The organism is Bacillus infantis (genome assembly GCF_008180445.1).
Lineage (GTDB): Bacteria > Bacillota > Bacilli > Bacillales > Cytobacillaceae > Bacillus_AB > Bacillus_AB infantis_B.
This window is the reverse complement of sequence record NZ_VTER01000019.1, coordinates 40,404-56,991: the sequence shown is the minus strand read 5'-3', so window position 1 is coordinate 56,991 and position 16,588 is coordinate 40,404. Positions and strand designations below refer to the sequence as shown.

At 48.3% G+C, this 16,588-nt stretch carries 16 protein-coding genes and 1 rRNA gene; all 17 read right to left on the bottom strand.

The genetic code is table 11. The features are described 5' to 3' along the window. Positions 1–250: ribosomal RNA gene (locus FZD51_RS24435) — 16S ribosomal RNA — on the bottom strand; the annotation flags it as partial. 438 nt (positions 251–688) lie between these two features. Beyond that, positions 689–2,188, bottom strand: coding sequence for a lysine--tRNA ligase (lysS, locus tag FZD51_RS24430; protein WP_148977059.1), 1,500 nt, complete (start codon positions 2,186–2,188; stop codon positions 689–691). Positions 2,189–2,380: 192 nt separating this feature from the next. Further along, positions 2,381–3,373: a tRNA dihydrouridine synthase DusB gene (gene dusB, locus FZD51_RS24425; protein ID WP_148977057.1), complete on the bottom strand. Its 993-nt coding sequence runs from the start codon at positions 3,371–3,373 to the stop codon at positions 2,381–2,383. 30 nt (positions 3,374–3,403) lie between these two features. After that, positions 3,404–3,619 (bottom strand): helix-turn-helix domain-containing protein, encoded by a 216-nt coding sequence (locus FZD51_RS24420; protein ID WP_009796137.1) that lies wholly within the window; start codon positions 3,617–3,619, stop codon positions 3,404–3,406. After that, positions 3,571–4,098, bottom strand: coding sequence for a 2-amino-4-hydroxy-6-hydroxymethyldihydropteridine diphosphokinase (gene folK / locus FZD51_RS24415; RefSeq protein WP_148977056.1), 528 nt, complete (start codon positions 4,096–4,098; stop codon positions 3,571–3,573). Before folK ends, FZD51_RS24420 begins: the two co-directional genes overlap by 49 nt. A 2-nt stretch (positions 4,099–4,100) precedes the next feature. Further along, positions 4,101–4,460 carry a dihydroneopterin aldolase gene (gene folB, locus FZD51_RS24410; RefSeq protein WP_148977055.1) on the bottom strand — a complete coding sequence of 120 codons (360 nt, stop codon included), beginning with the start codon at positions 4,458–4,460 and terminating at the stop codon, positions 4,101–4,103. Next, entirely contained in the window at positions 4,453–5,289 is an 837-nt protein-coding gene (folP, locus tag FZD51_RS24405; protein WP_148977054.1) for a dihydropteroate synthase, read from the bottom strand. Before folP ends, folB begins: the two co-directional genes overlap by 8 nt. Further along, a complete protein-coding gene (pabC, locus tag FZD51_RS24400; RefSeq protein ID WP_148977053.1) occupies positions 5,286–6,161 on the bottom strand; it encodes an aminodeoxychorismate lyase in 876 nt (291 codons plus the stop codon). The genes folP and pabC overlap by 4 nt, the downstream gene beginning before the upstream one ends. 2 nt (positions 6,162–6,163) lie before the next feature. After that, a complete protein-coding gene (gene pabA / locus FZD51_RS24395) occupies positions 6,164–6,754 on the bottom strand; it encodes an aminodeoxychorismate/anthranilate synthase component II (protein ID WP_148977052.1) in 591 nt (196 codons plus the stop codon). Beyond that, the gene (gene pabB / locus FZD51_RS24390; protein WP_148977051.1) at positions 6,751–8,169 is read right to left on the bottom strand and encodes an aminodeoxychorismate synthase, component I; all 1,419 of its coding nucleotides are present in this window, start codon (positions 8,167–8,169) and stop codon (positions 6,751–6,753) included. The genes pabA and pabB overlap by 4 nt, the downstream gene beginning before the upstream one ends. Positions 8,170–8,295: 126 nt before the next feature. Next, positions 8,296–9,219, bottom strand: coding sequence for a cysteine synthase A (gene cysK / locus FZD51_RS24385; protein ID WP_148977050.1), 924 nt, complete (start codon positions 9,217–9,219; stop codon positions 8,296–8,298). A 221-nt stretch (positions 9,220–9,440) separates the two neighbouring features. Then, a complete protein-coding gene (locus FZD51_RS24380) occupies positions 9,441–10,331 on the bottom strand; it encodes a peptidyl-prolyl cis-trans isomerase (RefSeq protein ID WP_148977049.1) in 891 nt (296 codons plus the stop codon). 24 nt (positions 10,332–10,355) lie between these two features. Then, entirely contained in the window at positions 10,356–11,234 is an 879-nt protein-coding gene (gene hslO / locus FZD51_RS24375; RefSeq protein WP_148977048.1) for an Hsp33 family molecular chaperone HslO, read from the bottom strand. 27 nt (positions 11,235–11,261) lie between these two features. Beyond that, a complete protein-coding gene (locus FZD51_RS24370; RefSeq protein ID WP_165352714.1) occupies positions 11,262–12,041 on the bottom strand; it encodes a type III pantothenate kinase in 780 nt (259 codons plus the stop codon). 247 nt (positions 12,042–12,288) lie between these two features. Continuing rightward, positions 12,289–14,277 (bottom strand): ATP-dependent zinc metalloprotease FtsH, encoded by a 1,989-nt coding sequence (gene ftsH / locus FZD51_RS24365; RefSeq protein ID WP_148977047.1) that lies wholly within the window; start codon positions 14,275–14,277, stop codon positions 12,289–12,291. A gap of 143 nt (positions 14,278–14,420) precedes the next feature. Further along, entirely contained in the window at positions 14,421–14,966 is a 546-nt protein-coding gene (hpt, locus tag FZD51_RS24360) for a hypoxanthine phosphoribosyltransferase (RefSeq protein ID WP_009796150.1), read from the bottom strand. A gap of 22 nt (positions 14,967–14,988) precedes the next feature. After that, on the bottom strand, positions 14,989–16,377 hold the full coding sequence (tilS, locus tag FZD51_RS24355; RefSeq protein WP_148977046.1) for a tRNA lysidine(34) synthetase TilS: 1,389 nt from the start codon (positions 16,375–16,377) through the stop codon (positions 14,989–14,991). Positions 16,378–16,588: the final 211 nt, after the last annotated feature.

Below are 16,588 nucleotides of genomic sequence, written 5' to 3'. Positions count from 1 at the left end.
ATGCGCCGCGGGCCCATCTGTAAGTGATAGCCGAAACCATCTTTCAGCATATCCCCATGAGGGGAAATGCATTATCCGGTATTAGCTCCGGTTTCCCGAAGTTATCCCAGTCTTACAGGCAGGTTGCCCACGTGTTACTCACCCGTCCGCCGCTGACTTCAGGGAGCAAGCTCCCATCCGTCCGCTCGACTTGCATGTATTAGGCACGCCGCCAGCGTTCGTCCTGAGCCAGGATCAAACTCTCCATATAAGAGTAAGATTTAGCTCTGATAAAAAAATAAGATTAACGTTGACGTTTTTGTTCGTTCAGTTTTCAAAGAACAATCTCTTTTTGTTTGCCGCTCATTAGGCGACTTAACTATCTTATCATAACCAAGTTAGTGAGTCAATAGTTTTTTTGTTTCTTTTTGCTCGCTTGCTTGCTATCTTGCAGCAACAGATATTAATATACCACCTATATGAAAGGGGCGCAATACATTTTCAATAAAAATATACACCGTTATTAAAGAAAAACTATTCTTATTTTTCCGCTTTTGCTTAGCTTGGATTTATGCAGGCCATGAGCTGATCTTCCTCTCTTAATAGCCCACTCCTCCTCTTCAAACAAACCATCTCCTTCTATATTAAAAAAGCTGGGGGCGGGCCCGGTTGACCGGGTCTGCCTCCAGCAGCAAAAAAGTTTCTTCTATTAACGGTGGCGCATAAGCGGGAACAGCAGTACGTCCCTGATGGAAGGGGAATTTGTCAGGAGCATGACAAGGCGGTCAATCCCGATTCCCAGTCCTCCTGTCGGCGGCATGCCGTATTCAAGGGCTTCAATGAAGTCATCATCCATCATATGCGCTTCATCATTTCCTTGCTCGCGCTCTTTCAGCTGTGCTTCAAAGCGTTCGCGCTGGTCGATAGGATCATTCAGCTCCGTGAAGGCATTAGCATGCTCACGGGCAACAATGAATAATTCAAAGCGGTCAGTGAATCTCGGATCCTCTTCGTTCTTTTTCGCAAGAGGGGAGATCTCAACAGGATGTCCGTAGATGAATGTAGGCTGAATCAGCTTTTCTTCTACTTTCTGTTCAAAGAATTCATTGACGATATGGCCATATTCCATTGTTTCTTTGATTTCTACATTATGTTCCTTTGCAAGGGCCTGGGCCTCTTCCTTGCTCATCTGTTTCCAGAAGTCTACACCTGTGTGCTCCTTGATTGCATCAACCATATGGAGCCTTGTCCATTCCGGCTTTAAATTCACTTCATAGTCACCGTATTGGACAGTCGTAGTTCCAAGGACTTCTTCAGCTATATGCGCAACCAGGTTTTCGGTCAGGCTCATGATATCGCGGTAATCTGCATAAGCTTCATAAAGCTCGATCATTGTAAACTCTGGGTTATGCCTTGTAGAAACACCTTCATTACGGAATACGCGGCCGATTTCATACACTTTCTCCAGCCCGCCCACGATCAGGCGCTTTAAGTGCAGCTCGATTGCGATACGCATATACAGTTCCATATCAAGAGCATTGTGATGGGTAATGAACGGACGTGCAGATGCTCCTCCTGCGATTGAGTGCATCATTGGCGTTTCCACTTCAAGATAGCCGTGGCTGTCCAGATAGCGGCGCATTGATTGGATGATGCGGCTTCTTGTAATGAACGTCTTTTTGCTTTCCTGGCTCATGATCAGATCCAGGTAGCGCTGGCGGTATCTTTGCTCAACATCCTTTAAGCCATGGAATTTCTCAGGAAGCGGGCGCAATGACTTAGTCAGAAGCTCGAATGCTTCCACCTTGATGGAAAGTTCGCCAACCTTTGTCTTGAACAGTGTGCCTGTTACGCCGACAAGGTCGCCAAGATCGGCACTGTTGAAGATTTCATAGCTTTCTTCCCCTACAGCATCCTGTCTTACATAGATCTGGATCTGGCCCTTAAGGTCCTGGATGTGTGCAAAGCCCGCTTTTCCTTTTCCGCGCTTTGTCATGATCCGGCCGGCAAGAGTGACAGAAACATTTTGTTCTTCAATTGCTTCTTTCTCCTGTTCGCCATACTCATCAATCAAATCCTGGGACTGGTGGGAACGCTCGAATCTCTTACCGAATGGATCCATTCCTTTTTCCCGCAGGCTGTTCATTTTTTCCCTGCGGACTCTCATTAAGTCATTCAACTCTTCACGGCTTTCGCTCACGGAAATCATCTCCAATACTGGTCTTTTTATGTAAACCCTCATTCAGGAACATCAGGTTTGTTTTGTATACTTCTATTATTTTACACAATTGACGTGAAACAGACATCATAAATGCAGAAATAGCGAAAAACTGCCAGCAAACCACTGGCAGTTTCTAATTATAACAAAAGTGTTTCAGATAGAGAAGGAAATGATAGCATCTTAGCCTGCCTGGATTTCCTTGGCTTCCGCATCAAGAGCAAGCGCATTAAGGAGAGTTACAAGCTCTTCTCTTGTATTGCATTCATTGACGGCATTGCGGGCCTTGCCGTTTCCTCTTATCCCCTTTAGATACCAGGCGGCATGCTTTCTCATTTCGCGCACAGCGATATACTCGCTCTTCAGGGCAATCAGGCGGTCAAGGTGAAGAATGCATACATCTATCTTTTCACGCACAGATGGTTCATCCATCAGCTGCCCCGTTTCGAGATACTTAACGGTGCGGTAGATCATCCACGGATTCCCGAGTGCAGCGCGTCCGATCATTACGCCGTCCACCCCTGTTTCCTCCAGCATTCTTTTCGCGTCCTGCGGAGTCTGGACATCGCCGTTTCCTATCAGCGGTATGGAGATGTTCTGCTTCACTTCTTTAATAATATCCCAATTTGCCTGGCCTTCGTACATTTGTACACGCGTCCGGCCATGAAGGGCAACTGCCTTTCCTCCGGCACGTTCGACAGCCTGCGCATTTCGGACTGCGTATATATGGTCTTCATCCCAGCCCATCCGCATCTTGACGGTTACAGGCTTTGAAACAGCCGCTGTTACAGCCGAAACCATTTCATAAATTTTATCGGGATCCAGCAGCCACTTGGCGCCGGCATCACATTTGGTGATCTTCGGGACCGGACATCCCATATTGATATCAATGATATCAGCGTTTGTATTTTCATCTACAAACTTGGCGGCTTCAACCAGTGTATCTTTCTCACCGCCAAAGATCTGCAGGCTCAAAGGCTTTTCCCGCTCATCTATATACAGCATGTTCATCGTCTTTTCATTTTTCATGACGATTCCTTTATCGCTGATCATTTCGGCACAGACGAGGCCTGCCCCGAATTCTTTAACGGTCAGGCGGAAGGCTGAGTTGCAGATTCCGGCCATCGGCGCCAGGACAACAGGATTCTTCATCTCAATGTTGCCAATCTTAAGCATGTCGGTACCTCCTGTTTGTTTCAATCTCTATTAATCGATCTCCTGTGTTGGAGTTAATTCTTCTATGCTGATTTTCAATACATGCGCTACCTGGACGATGAAATCATCAGCGGGCATACGATTGCCCCTTTCAATTTCGCCAAGTACAGAGACTGAGACACCCAGCTCCTTCGCAAAGCTTTCCTGTGTAAAACCTTTTAATTTTCGAAAAGCCCGAATACGTCTTCCCCATTTTTCTGCTTCCATATTCGCACTCCTTCTCTATCAGGTATTTCCTCCAGCAATGCTTCAAGAGGCGTGTCCATTCCCGGAACGTCCGTTCTCTCCCCGATTTCAGCAAGAGGCACAATGACAAAAGCCCGTTCCTTCATTCGGGGATGAGGAATGATAAGGTCCTCTGTTATCATATTTTCGTGATTATACAGCAGAATGTCAAGGTCTATAGTGCGCGGACCCCACCGGATATCCCTTTTTCTCCCAATTCTCTGCTCGATGGACATGCATACTTCCAGCAATTCATGCGGCGATCTGTCTGTATCTGCAGCTATGACCATATTTAAGAATTCGCCCTGGTCCTCGTACCCGACCGGATCTGTTTCATAAATGGAAGAGTAACTTGCCAAATCTATGCCGGGATGCTCTGAAAGCATCTGGATGGCTTCCTTGAGATTTGCTGCTCTATCCCCCATATTGGAGCCCAGTGCGATAAATGCCCTATTTTCCACGCTTATCGTCCCCTTGTGATTTCAACTGCTACAGAGTCATAGTGTCCAGGGATCGGAGGATCCGGCTTGATGACTTTGACGGTCACTAATCTGATTGAAGGAAAATGCCCCAGCATTTCAGCAGCTATTTTTTCGGCCAGCGCTTCTACGAGTTTAAATGGCTTTCCCTCAACAACCTCTTTGCAGACCTGATAGATCTCTCCATAATTGATGGAATCCTCAAGATTATCGCTTTTACCCGCCTTCTCTAAATCTGTCTCTACAATTACATCAACAGCAAAACGCTGCCCAAGCTTTGTTTCTTCAGCAAAAACACCATGATAGCCATAGAATTTCATATTATTTAAATATATTTTATCCATGCAGCTCCCCCTTCCCCATCAGGGCATCCATCATTTTCGCCAGGCGGCTCATCTCCTTTACATCATGGATCCTGATGATCTGGCAGCCTTTTTGGATGCCATAGCAGACAGTGGCCCCTGTTCCTTCCACCCTTTCCTCCACAGGGAGGTCAAGGATGGTGCCGATAAAAGATTTTCTTGAGGTACCAAGAAGCACCGGATAACCGAGACTGGTGATTGTATCAAGATTCCTCATCATCTCAAGATTGTAGGGCAGGTTCTTCGCAAACCCGATTCCCGGGTCAAGAATGATGTTTTCCTCTTTGACGCCGGCATTCCTGGCAATCTGGATGCTTTCATACAGATCATTGAGCACGTCGCGGACAAAGGCGGAATAATCCCTGTTTTCCCGGTTGTGCATCAGGACGATCGGAACCCCGAGTTTTGCTGCCGTTTCCGCCATCTTAGGATCCTTCTTCGCTCCCCACACATCGTTGATGATGTGGGCGCCCGCATTGATGGCTTCTTCTGCCACACCCGCTTTATAGGTATCGATCGAGATTGGCAGAGGCACTTCCTCCGCCACAGCCCTGATCACCGGAATCACCCGCTCAAGCTCTTCTTCGGCAGAAACCTCGTCAAAGCCCGGCCTTGTTGATTCCCCGCCAATATCAATAATATCAGCTCCGTTAGCAGCCATCTCCAAGGCATGCTTCGCCGCCTTGTCAGCATCAAAGTATTTTCCTCCGTCAGAAAAAGAGTCGGGGGTCGCGTTCAAGATCCCCATCACTAATGTTTTTTTGCCATAATCCAGCTCATATGGCCCGCAATTTATGATTTTTCTGTTCATCTCTGTCCCTCCATTAGAAGTCCTTCTCGTCCCCATAGATGACTGCTGTATTTCCTGTACTCTTTATGCAGCATTCCGGCAAGCCAGCCGGCGCCCCCTGGAAAAGAAACACCGGCAAAGCTTGCGGCAGGTGCAATCTCCTGAATGGAGTTGGTAACAAACACTTCGTCCGCACGCATCAGTTCCTCTGCCTGATAAAAGCCTTCCTGCACCTGAAGGCCGTTTTTTTCGGCAAGCAGCAGCACAAATTGCCTGGTGATGCCATTCAGAATGCCCGTTTCCAGGGATGGGGTATATAAGATATCCCCTTTCGTCCAGAAAAGATTGGAGACAACCCCTTCAGCCAGAAACCCTTCCTTTGTCAGAAAGATCCCTTCCTGTCCAGGTGCATTCCCAAGCTCTCTTTTGGCAAGGATGTTGTTCATATAGTGGTGGGACTTCAGCCGTTCATCCCCCTCCGGCGTATTGCGCCTCATTTTGAGGAGCACCAGCTCTTTTTCCGCCATTTTCCCCGCTGGCGGCAGCGGCCGTGCAAAAAGGATCGTCTGGGGGCTGCTGTAAACATCAGGGGGAAGGCCAAGCTCTTCAATACCCGCAGATACATTCAGCCTTACATTGGCATTTGTGCAGCCATTCCGTTCCAGCAGCATGCTGATTTTCCCCGCTAGTTCCTCTCTTGAAAAAGCAGCCTCGATATGGAGGGTGCCGAGCCCCCGATTAAGCCTGTCCAGATGATCATCCAGCAGAAACGGATGGCCATCATATACCCTGAATGTTTCGAAAAGCCCCATACCGTAGAGAAAGCCATGGTCAAAAGGCGAAATCACCGCTTCTTCAGCGGAAACAAGCCGGCCGTTCATTAAAATATACATACTTAAGCCCCAACCATCTTAGCCTTTTTATAATGGGCGATGAAGTTGCTTAATAGTACTTTCCCCGACTGTGTCATGATGGATTCGGGATGGAACTGGACACCTTCTGCACTCAAGGTTTTATGGCGGATGGCCATGATTTCGCCTTCCTCTGTCCATGCAGAAATTTCAAAGCAGTCTGGCAGGGTTTCTTTTTTGACGATCAAAGAGTGATATCTGGTTGCCGGAAAAGGATTCGGCAAACCGGCAAAAATGGTTTTGCCGTCATGGTAGATTTCTGAGGTTTTCCCATGCATCAGCCTTTCTGCCTGCACAACATCACCGCCGAATGACTGGGCAAGGGACTGGTGACCGAGGCAGACGCCGAAAATCGGGATCTTCCCTGCAAAATGGGAGATGGCTTCCAGGCTGATTCCTGCTTCATTCGGGCTGCAGGGACCAGGGGAGATCATCAGAAAAGAAGGACGGGCTGCTGTGATATCCTCAAGTGCCGCCTCATCATTCCTTTTTACAACCAGCTCTTCTCCCAGCTCTCCCAAATATTGAACGAGATTATAGGTAAACGAATCAAAGTTATCAATCATATAGATCATATCAGATGCTCCCCGCCATTCTCGGCCAGCTCCTTCGCCTTCCAGAGGGCCAGCGCTTTTTTGAGTGATTCTTTATATTCATGCTTCGGATTGGAGTCGATGACAATGCCGGCTCCTGCCTGCACATGGGCCTTGCCGTCTTTTACGAGCATCGTGCGGATGACGATATTCAGCTCCAAATCCCCGTTGAATCCGATCCATCCGATTGATCCTGTATACAATCCCCTTCTGACAGGCTCCAGCTCTTCAATGATCTCCATCGTCCTGATCTTTGGCGCCCCGGTAATCGTCCCGCCGGGGAAAACAGCATCTATGACATCATAGGGAGATTTGCCTTGTGCAAGATTCCCCCTGACATTGGAGACGATATGCATCACATGGGAATACTTTTCAATCACCATGAATTCATTCACTTCCACTGATCCGTATTCGGCAACACGGCCAAGGTCATTCCGCTCCAGGTCTACCAGCATGACGTGCTCTGCCCGCTCCTTTTCGTTCTGGATCAGTTCCTCGGCAAGCCTAAGGTCCTCCGCTTCATCGGCTCCCCTTGATCTTGTGCCCGCTATCGGCCGCGTGCTGATCTCCTGCCCTTTCTTCTTGACCAGCAGCTCAGGCGAACCGCTGACAATCTGGTAATCAGGTGTATGGATATACGCCATATAAGGCGACGGGTTGAGCTGGCGGAGCTGATCGTACACATCAATCGCTTCGACGCCGATCGGTCTTGTCTGCCTAACCGACAGATTAACCTGGAAGACATCCCCCTTGGAAATGTAATCCTGAATCCTGCTAACCGCTTCCTTGAATTCTTCTTCTTTCATTGATACCTCAAGATCTTCTCCAACCTTTGCCTTTTCCGGAACATGAGGGGCAGGGACAGGTCCTGTCCAGCGGCTCGCCCATTCATCCGCCCTTTTTTCAATAAGGCCGGTGTCAGCTGAAGAATCATCATATAAAAATAGAAGCCACAGCTCCTCCTCTTCATGATCAAAGACAAACCATTCCCTGAACAGAAAAAAATGGACATCAGGAAGTTCAAGGTCGTCTTCTGACCAGACCGGGAGCTTTTCAACATATCTTGCATAATCATAGCTGATATATCCGATAGCCCCTCCCTGGAAATCAGGCATCTCTTCCAGCCTGTCAGCTTCATAGCGGCCCATATATTCCTTCAGGCAATGAAGCGGATTGCCTTCCATCAGCTCTGTGCCTGATTGGGTTACAGCCTTAAGCTGCATGCCCCTGCCAGTCAGGATCACTTCCGGATCAAAGGCTGCCATGCTGTACCTTCCGCCACGTCCGCTCTCCAGGAGGACATGATTTTCTTTGCCTGCAGATAAATGCCGGTAATGCTGATAAAACTCGGTATATGTATAAGCAGTTCTCCTGCTGTAGATTGACAGCTTCTCCAAACTGAACACTCCCATCCCAATAACTACTTTTCATCATACATGATTTGGAGCCGCCAGGACAGGTCCTCTGCTCTCTGTAAAAGCAGAAAAAAACAGCAGCCGGACGGCTGCTGCTCTTTGTATCTTCTATTCTTCAAACTGGTACAGCGGTGTGCTCAAATAGCGCTCCCCATTGCTCGGGATGATGGCAAGGACTTTCTTGCCTTTTCCGAGCTCTTTGGCAACTTTGAGGGCCGCATAGATGGCTGCACCTGATGAGATTCCGCCCAGGATACCCTCTTCTTTTGCCGCACGGCGGGCATAGTCAAAGGCATCATCATTCGACACTTTTATGACCTCATCATACACTTCCGTATCCAGGATATCCGGCACAAATCCGGCGCCGATGCCCTGGATTTTGTGGGGCCCAGGCTTGCCGCCGGAAAGGACCGGTGAATCAGCAGGTTCTACGGCGTAAATTTTGACAGAGCCAAACTTCTCCTTAAGCACCTCTCCGGCACCCGTGATCGTTCCGCCTGTACCGATTCCTGAGATGAAAGCGTCGACCTGATCCATCTGTTCAGCGATTTCCTTTCCTGTTGTCCTTCTGTGGACCTCTGGATTGGCTTCGTTCTTGAATTGCTGAGGCATGAAATAGCCATGCTCCTTCGCCAGCTCTTCAGCCTTGCGGATCGCTCCTCCCATTCCCTCAGGCCCCGGGGTGAGCACAAGCTCTGCTCCATAAGCGCGAAGAAGGTTGCGGCGCTCCATGCTCATCGTTTCAGGCATGACGAGGATGGCTTTATAGCCTTTCGCTGCTGCGACCATTGCCAGCCCGATCCCTGTGTTCCCGGATGTAGGCTCGATGAGCGTATCACCGGCTTTCAGGTTCCCGTCCTGTTCTGCGGCTTCGATCATGGCAAGCGCAATCCTGTCCTTTACGCTGCTGCCTGGATTCATATATTCCAGCTTCAAGTAAACGTCTGCACTATTTTCATCTGTCAGGCGATTCAATTTGACGATCGGAGTCTGCCCGACCAATTCTGTAATTGAGTTTGCTACACGCACCATTTGCATCCGCTCCCTAATCCGAGTATTTTTATTGGTTTTATAAAAAACTTAACAGCGCAACAGAGAATTGTCAAACAATATGCAGTCAAATCGACCCTATTTTTTAGAATTTTCTTTTAATAGAGAAGCCTTCGAATTCACTATGTAGTATTATATACCCTCATGCCTGCCTTTATGATGAGGATAAACAAAAACGGACAGGCAGCCTGTCCGTTTTCATCCTATTGCTTTTCTTCCTGTTTATCATAGAAAGAGTCGACTTTGATTTCATTCCAGAAAGGTTTGGCCGAAGCAGGGGTGTCCATCTGCTCGAGAGCGACCTGCCGGCGGATCTGGTTTTTCACGTCCTTGAAAGCATAATTACGGCCTTCCAGATGCTCATGCAGCAGGATTACTGCATAACCGTCCTCCACTTCAACCGGTTCACTCCATTCCCCTTCTTTCAGCTTTGCCGCTTCATCAATGAAATCCTGTGAAAAGCGCTCATCCTCTTCGCTGATGAAGCCAGTTTCCCCGCCCTGGTTCGCGGTGAATTCATCAATCGACCTCTCCATGGCCAGTACCGGGAAGCTGGAGCCATTTTCAAGCTCTTTTATGGTCTGTTCAGCTTCCTTTTTTGTTTTAACGACAATCTGGGAAATATGATAGGAATCCGGAACCTGGAAAAGACTCTTATTTTGATCATAATAGTCCTTCATTTCCTCTTCAGTCACCACAACATCCCTTGTCAGCAGTTCCTCCAGGAGCAGGCTGTATTTAATCTGCTCCTTCCATTTGCTTTCATCAAGCTGCTGCAGCCGGTTGCCCTGGTACATGGTTTTGACCAGCGTGAGCTCCCTTTCGACCGCATCCTTTGATACCTCAACATCGTATTTCTCCGCCATGGCTCCGATCACTTTCTGGTCAATCAGATCATTCAGCACTTCCTTGCCATAGCGCTGCTCCATTTCGTTCAGCCATTCTTCTCTCGTAATTTTATCTTTTCCGACCTCCGCCACTGTTTCCCTGCTGCCGGCAAACAGCACAGCTGGCCTGATAGTCAATAATAAGATAAAAATGATGTTCAAAACGAACAGGCTGGCAATAATCAGCCAAAGATGCTTTTTTTTCACAGTTTCCTCCCCCAGAAAACAGCTTTATACCGCTTCGCTTTTTAGTGCCTCAAGCTCTTCTTTTGAGTAATGGTATTTTTCGTTGCAGAAATGGCATTGGGCTTCTGCTTCGCCGTCTGTATCGATCATATCCTGGATTTCATCCCTGCCCAGGCTGATGATGCTCGTTGCAAACCGCTCCTTGGAGCAGGTGCATTCAAAGGATACCGGCATTTTTTCCAGAATCTTGACATTTTCCTCTCCAAGAATCTCATTCAAGAGCTCTTCCGGTGTAAGGCCTTTTTCAATCAGCTTGGACACAGGAGGAATTTCCTTCAGCCTGTTCTCAATTCTTGTGATTGTCTCTTCATCTGTTCCTGGAAGGAGCTGCAGGATGAATCCGCCGGAAGCAAGAATCGTATTGTCCGGATTTACAAGAACGCCGACTCCGACAGAGGAAGGAAGCTGCTCTGACATAGCAAAATAATAAGTGAAATCTTCTCCAAGCTCACCTGAAACGATTGGCACCTGTCCTGTGAAATGCTCTCTCATCCCGATGTCCTTGACGACGGTCAGCATGCCATCAGTACCGACTGCCCTGCGGACATCCAGCTTCCCCTGCTCATTCAAGTCGAAATGGGTCTGCGGATGTGTGACATAGCCGCGGACCTCTCCCTTAGAATTGCTGTCAACAAGGATCGGGCCAATCGGGCCGCCGCCTTCAATTTTGATGGTCAGCTTTTCCTCGCCTTTCAGCATCGCCCCCATCATCACACCTGCAGTCATTGCCCTGCCAAGAGCAGCAGAAGCCGTCGGCCACGTGTAATGCCTTCTTTGCGACTCTCCCACCGTATCTGTGCTGCGGGCAGCGTACGCACGCACCTGTCCATTAAAGGCAAGCGCCTTAATCAAATAATCTTCCATCTTGTACCCCTTTCAAAGCTGTATTTCCTATTTCTTTATACTTTCCCTATTTCGTTTATAAATTAACTGTAACCCCTTTAATGTTAAAAAAGGGTCGACAATGTCGATCATATTTGATTCCTGGGCAATCAGATTGGCAAGCCCGCCGGTGGCAATGACCAGTGGATTTTCATCACTCTGGTCCTTCATCCTCTTCACGATGCCCTCTACCTGTCCAACATATCCGTACACAATGCCGGACTGCATGGCGGCTACCGTATTTTTGCCGACAATATGTTCAGGACGGGCAATTTCAATTCTCGGGAGCTTGGCTGCCTTTGAATATAATGCCTCAGTCGAAATATTGACGCCTGGTGCAATTGCTCCGCCCATATACTGCTTATCAGCATTAATATAGCAGTACGTTGTCGCAGTCCCAAAATCGACGATGATAAGAGGCCCGCCATACTCATGGATGGCTGCAACGGCATTGACGATCCTGTCAGCGCCCACCTCGCGCGGATTTTCATACTTGATATTAAGACCGGTCTTAATTCCGGGGCCAACGACAAGCGGCTTATGATGAAAGTACTTCTGGCACATTCTTTCAAGCGCAAACATGATCGGCGGCACAACCGAAGAAATAATGATGCCATCTATGTTAGAAAATGAGAGATTCACATGCTCAAAAAGAGATTTCACGATCATCCCATATTCATCTTCTGTTTTATTCCGGTTCGTCTCTATTCTCCAATGGTGCTTCAGCTCTTCGCCATCATATACACCAAGCACAATATTTGTATTTCCCACGTCAAATACAAAGATCAACATTCTCACCACTTTTATATTTTTTCTAACACAAACACACTGCCAACATCATATCACAACTCCTGCCGAATCGTAATAGAAAAAGACCTGCACCCTGTCCTTGCCCGCCACGAGATCCTGCCTGCCCGAAAACAGAAGCTGCTGCTGAGCCTGTGCCCATTTAAAGATACCCTTATTGTTTCCCAAAAAGCAAAAAGCTGACTCAGGCGGCCAAATTATGGCTCTCCTGAGTCAGCTTCTTTATCGATTATAGGTCGCGCTTTTCGTCAGCGCTGCCGGTTGGGCCGGCATCATCCTTCGGTGCAACCGGATCGTTTGAATCTGCCGGATGGATTTCCTTCACAGCATCTTCATCTTTCTTGATGTTGATATTGACCTTCACATCATCTGTGCTTGCGTCGATCACTTTGCGGTCAGGCAGCTTGCCTGTGTCCACAAGGCTCTTGATCTGTTCAGCATCAAGAGTTTCAACTTCCAGAAGTGTGTTGGCGATCAAGTCAAGCTTATCGCGGTTTTCTGTAAGGACTTTTCTTGCTTTTTCATAACTCTCTTTAATGATGCGCTGGATTTCCAGGTCGATTTCGTAAGCAATCGCATCAGAGTAGTTCTGCTCGTTGTTGAAATCCCTGCCAAGGAACACTTGGCCTTGGGACTGGCCGAATTGAAGCGGTCCGAGCTTATCGCTCATGCCGAATTCAGTCACCATTCTCCTGGCAATGCCGGTTGCGCGCTGGAAGTCATTGTGCGCGCCTGTGCTGACTTCGCCAAAGACGATCTCTTCGGCAACACGTCCGCCCAGGAGGCCGACGATCTTATCCAGAAGTTCCGGCTTCGTCATGAAGTATCGGTCTTCCTTCGGCAGCATGACGGCATATCCGCCAGCCTGGCCGCGTGGAACGATGGTTACCTTATGGACCATTTCAGCCTCATCCAGCATGACACCGATCACAGTATGTCCGGCTTCATGGAATGCCACGATATTTCTTTCTTTCTTGGAAATGACGCGGCTTTTCTTGGCAGGTCCGGCTATAACTCTGTCCGTTGCCTCATCAATATCGGTCATATCGACTTTTTTCTTATTATGGCGTGCCGCGACAAGGGCAGCCTCATTCAATAAGTTTTCAAGGTCGGCGCCTGAGAATCCTGGCGTCCTTGCTGCAATAGCCTTCAGATTTACAGACTCATCAAGCGGCTTATTGCGGGCATGCACCTTCAGTACTGCTTCACGTCCATTGACGTCCGGACGGTCAACAGTGATCTGGCGGTCAAATCGTCCCGGACGCAGAAGGGCCGGGTCAAGAATATCCGGACGGTTCGTTGCGGCTACGATGATGATTCCTTCGTTAGCCCCGAATCCATCCATTTCAACCAGCAATTGGTTCAGCGTCTGCTCGCGCTCATCATGGCCTCCGCCAAGTCCGGCGCCGCGCTGGCGTCCAACTGCATCAATCTCATCAATGAATATAATACACGGTGCATTTTTCTTTGCGTTCTCAAACAGGTCACGCACACGGGATGCACCGACACCAACAAACATTTCAACGAAATCGGAACCGCTGATCGAGAAGAACGGTACGCCTGCTTCACCGGCAACAGCACGCGCCAGCAGGGTTTTACCGGTACCCGGAGGTCCGACCAGAAGCACCCCTTTAGGAATTCGGGCCCCAAGATCCGCGAATTTGCGTGGATCCTTCAGGAACTCGACGACTTCTACAAGCTCTTGCTTTTCTTCATCCGCACCAGCAACATCCTTGAAGCGGACTTTCTTTTTCTCTTCACTGTAAAGCTTGGCTTTGCTCTTGCCGAAGTTCATGACCCGGCTGCCGCCGCCCTGTGCTTGATTAAGCAGGAAGAAGAACAGGATGAAAATGATGATGAACGGAATGATGCTAGTGAAGAATGTTACCCAGCCGCTGGTTTCCTTGGCAGGCTGTACATCCACCTTCGCATTGGCTGCCGCCTCATCTATGCGGTCCAGCAGATTGTCGCTGTTCCATACATATGTGATAAAGAATTTATCTTCATCATAGCCTTCAAGCTTGCCCCGCACCTCAAATACCCCGCGCTCAGGCTGCATCGAAAGCTCTGTTACCTCGCCGCTGTCCAGGTAACCGACGAATTCGTCATAAGATATATGGTCTGTCGGCTCATTGTTGCCGTTAAAGAAGCTGACAACACCTATAATGACCAAAAAGATTAATAAATAAAAGATGGTATTCCGGAAGATCCGATTCATCCCTTACCTCCTCCCACGGTAAACAAACTATATTGTATAGTATCATAGTAAATCATGCCAATTCAAGAAATTACACTTTTGAAAACCGGGCTGGTCCATGCTTTTAGCAAGGCTTGTCATAAACCTCTCACATATAGGATTGCTTAATCGTTGTTTGTGTATACTTCAGGCTTCAAAACCCCTATATATGGAAGGTTGCGGTATCTTTCCGCATAGTCAAGGCCATAGCCAACCACGAATTCATCCGGAACGATGAACCCTACATAATCGGCTTTGATGTCTGCCTTTCTGCCGGTCGGTTTGTCCAGAAGCGTGACAATCTTGATGCTTTTTGCTTTCCTGTAGCGGAACAACTCTACCAGATAGCTCAGTGTCAGGCCGCTGTCGATGATGTCTTCAATGATCAGGATGTCCCTGCCTTCAACTGAAGTATCCAGGTCTTTCAGGATTTTGACTTCTCCGGAAGAAACTGTTGAATTGCCGTAGCTGGAAACATCCATGAAGTCCATTTCAAGATACGTGTCAATGCGCTTCAAAAGGTCTCCCATGAAAGGCATTGCCCCTTTCAGCACGCCGATTGCCAAAGGATAGCGGTCCATATATTCCTCAGTCAGCTGCTGGGCAAGCTCTTTAGTCTTTGCCTGGAGTTCCTCTTCGGAAATTAGTACTTTTTCGATATCGTTTTTCATGAATAGTGTGCCCCCTAGAAGATCAATGCTTTATATATGTTAAAAAAATATTCCTGGTGCCAGGGCCTGCAGGCAGCTCATAAGCGGATTTGCTCAAGCCGGGAATCCAAAGGATTTCGCCGCTGCTGTCAGTCACGATGGGCCAGCTGCTCCGTTCATGCAAAGGGATTTTCCTGTCGATAAAAATAGATTTCACTTTTTTCGTACCGTTCATTCCTTTTATCGTCATTCTGTCCCCGGTTTCGCGGGTGCGGACAATGAGCGGAAAATGCACATTATCCCTGCTGACTTCAAAACAATTCAGATCTGCCGCTCCTCTATTCTGTCCGCTCTCTCCTGCCAGTATGGCACCGGCGCTCGGGAGCTGGATTTTCCCGGGCTGATTTATCTCAAAACGATAGGCTTGCACCTCAGATTGGCTGTACCTGAAATGGCAAAGGCCGTATGATCGTACAATTTTTAGTCCGTTTGGGAAATCAAGTGAACCGGAAGGATGAGGATTGCTCAATATTGAAAATATCTTCTCAATATGTAAGGCGGATAATGACGCAGGCCTCTCTTGATAGAGATAGTTTAATATTAGTTGAATACCTCTCCTTTGTAAAGGCATTGGCATTAGCATGAAGCGTTCTGCATCAATCGTGATTTCGGCATCTTCCTTCTTCTTCATTACTGTATTCATTTCCCGGGCCGTTAATTCCTGAAGGAGCTGTTCATCGCCGCGCAGCTCTTCGCTGAAGCGCTGAAAATGAACATGGGCCTGCGGGTTTTCCGACTTCAGGAATGGCAGGACGTTTCTCCTGAAACGGTTCCGGCTGTAAACATCCTTTTCATTGCTCGGATCTCTTCGGGGGTCCAGCTCATTGCTTAAACAATACTCTTCAATCTCTCCGCGCTCAAGGCACAGGAAAGGACGGATGATCTCCCCGCCGCCAAACGGACGGGAGAAAGGGATCCCTGATCTTGCTTCCCCTGTGCTGCCTCTTGTGAGCCGCATCAGGATGGTTTCCATCTGATCATCCCCATGATGGCCGAGTGCCAGGTATGATGCCCCTGATAGCTTCATGGCCTCTTCAAAAAAGCGGTACCGGCATTCGCGCGCCGCCGTCTGGGAGCTTTTACCGGATTCCTTCATATAAGCCGATACATCCTCCCTCCTCATCTCAAACGGAATGTTCCGCTCTTCACAAAAGGATTGGACAAACCGGGCTTCCTGATAGGATTCCTCCCCCCTGAACATATGGTCGAAATGAACCGCCGCCAGTTCAATTCCCCACGCCTCCCGCTGTTTCCACAGCAAGTGGAGCAGAGCCAGGGAATCGGGGCCTCCGGACACGCCTGCAAGCACCTTTTTGCCTTCAAGCCGCACACCATGATGCCGAAGGAAAGCTTCGGCTTTTGCATCAAGCATAATAAATTCTTCCTTACCTGAAAAATCTATAGTCCCTTATACCCCTGGTGATGGGTGAATAACCTTATTGAAGGAAACTACTATATTAAGAATAGCATCTTTGCCTGCAATCTCCAAAGCATAACCCTGATGGAATGCATATCCCATCCAGGGGGCTTCTGCCTGCTCCATTATGTACGTGTTCACAAGCGAAAAGTTTCATCATTTTTCT

Excerpts from the sequence above, each read along its gene's own strand:
- dusB (WP_148977057.1), bottom strand. The coding sequence starts at position 3,373 with ATGCTTAAGATTGGCAACATTGAGATGAAGAATCCTGTTGTCCTGGCG.
- pabA (WP_148977052.1), bottom strand. The coding sequence starts at position 6,754 with ATGATCTATATGATTGATAACTTTGATTCGTTTACCTATAATCTCGTT.
- hpt (WP_009796150.1), bottom strand. The coding sequence starts at position 14,966 with ATGAAAAACGATATCGAAAAAGTACTAATTTCCGAAGAGGAACTCCAG.
- FZD51_RS24420 (WP_009796137.1), bottom strand. The coding sequence starts at position 3,619 with ATGGAAGCAGAAAAATGGGGAAGACGTATTCGGGCTTTTCGAAAATTA.
- ftsH (WP_148977047.1), bottom strand. The coding sequence starts at position 14,277 with ATGAATCGGATCTTCCGGAATACCATCTTTTATTTATTAATCTTTTTG.
- folB (WP_148977055.1), bottom strand. The coding sequence starts at position 4,460 with ATGGATAAAATATATTTAAATAATATGAAATTCTATGGCTATCATGGT.
- folP (WP_148977054.1), bottom strand. The coding sequence starts at position 5,289 with ATGAACAGAAAAATCATAAATTGCGGGCCATATGAGCTGGATTATGGC.
- hslO (WP_148977048.1), bottom strand. The coding sequence starts at position 11,234 with ATGGAAGATTATTTGATTAAGGCGCTTGCCTTTAATGGACAGGTGCGT.
- tilS (WP_148977046.1), bottom strand. The coding sequence starts at position 16,377 with ATGCTTGATGCAAAAGCCGAAGCTTTCCTTCGGCATCATGGTGTGCGG.
- cysK (WP_148977050.1), bottom strand. The coding sequence starts at position 9,219 with ATGGTGCGTGTAGCAAACTCAATTACAGAATTGGTCGGGCAGACTCCG.
- lysS (WP_148977059.1), bottom strand. The coding sequence starts at position 2,188 with ATGATTTCCGTGAGCGAAAGCCGTGAAGAGTTGAATGACTTAATGAGA.
- pabC (WP_148977053.1), bottom strand. The coding sequence starts at position 6,161 with ATGTATATTTTAATGAACGGCCGGCTTGTTTCCGCTGAAGAAGCGGTG.